Here is a 1263-nt window from a genome sequence, read left to right as displayed (position 1 = left end):
ACCACGGCGCTGGATGTGACGGTGCAGGCGCAGGTGATGGACCTGCTGGCGGAGCTGCAGCGCGAGTTCAACATGGGGCTGATCCTGATCACCCACGACCTGGGGGTGGTCGCGGACGTCGCCGACAAGATCGCGGTGATGTACGCGGGGCGGATCGTGGAGACGGCGCCGGTGCACGAGCTGTACAAGCGGCCCGCGCACCCTTATACGCGGGGTCTGCTGGACTCCATTCCGCGGCTGGACCAAAAGGGCCACGAGCTGTACGCGATCAAGGGGCTGCCGCCCAACCTGCTCAAGGTGCCCGGCGGCTGTGCGTTCAACCCGCGCTGTCCCAAGGCGCAGGACATCTGCCGCACCGACATTCCGGCGCTGGTGGCGGTCACCGAGGCCGACGGCAGCCCGCTGCCCGGCCGCGGCAGCGCGTGCCACTTCTGGAAGGAGACGATCCATGGCTGAGCCGACCAAGGCCTCCACGCCCGGGCCGCCCGCCCAGCTCTCCACGAGCGATGCGGGCGTCGATGCCACGCCGAACGTCTCCGCGGTGGAGACGGTCGAGGCGGCCGACGAGAGTGCGGCGGTGGCCGCCCTGGAGGCGCCCGTCGAGCGCGGCGAGCCGATCCTGCAGGTGCGCAACCTGGTCAAGCACTTCCCGCTGACCCAGGGCATCTTGTTCAAAAAGCAGGTCGGCGCGGTCAAGGCGGTCGACGGGATCTCCTTCGACCTCTACCAGGGCGAGACGCTGGGCATCGTGGGCGAGTCCGGCTGCGGCAAGTCCACCGTCGCCAAGCTCCTGATGACCCTGGAGCGGGCCACCGCCGGCGAGGTGTTCTACAAGGGCCAGGACATCACCAAACTGTCCGGACGCGCGCTGAAAGCGGTGCGCCGCAACATCCAGATGGTCTTCCAGGACCCCTACACCTCGCTGAACCCGCGGATGACGGTCGGCGACATCATCGGCGAGCCCTACGAGATCCACCCCGAGGTCGCGCCGAAGGGCTCGCGCCGCCAGAAGGTCCAGGACCTCCTGGACGTGGTCGGCCTGAACCCGGAGTACATCAACCGCTACCCCCACCAGTTCTCCGGCGGCCAGCGCCAGCGCATCGGCATCGCCCGCGGCCTGGCCCTGAACCCCGAGATCATCATCTGCGACGAGCCGGTCTCCGCCCTCGACGTCTCCGTCCAGGCCCAGGTCATCAACCTGATGGAGAAACTCCAGGACGAGTTCAACCTCTCCTACCTCTTCATCGCCCACGACCTGTCCAT

General features: G+C 68.0%; 2 protein-coding genes. Both read left to right on the top strand.

Annotated features, from left to right (window positions below):
* A partial coding sequence (locus ACZ69I_RS38990) for an oligopeptide/dipeptide ABC transporter ATP-binding protein (RefSeq protein WP_470837259.1) occupies positions 1-456 on the top strand: 456 nt, incomplete at its 5' end.
* Positions 449-1263, top strand: an 815-nt coding sequence (locus tag ACZ69I_RS38985) for an ABC transporter ATP-binding protein (protein ID WP_470837258.1), incomplete at its 3' end; no start/stop codon positions are given. The genes ACZ69I_RS38990 and ACZ69I_RS38985, both read left to right, overlap by 8 nt.

Source organism: Streptomyces sp. NPDC036815, assembly GCF_055609205.1.
The sequence above is the reverse complement of the archived record's forward strand: the minus strand, read 5'-3'. Positions and strand labels throughout refer to the sequence as shown.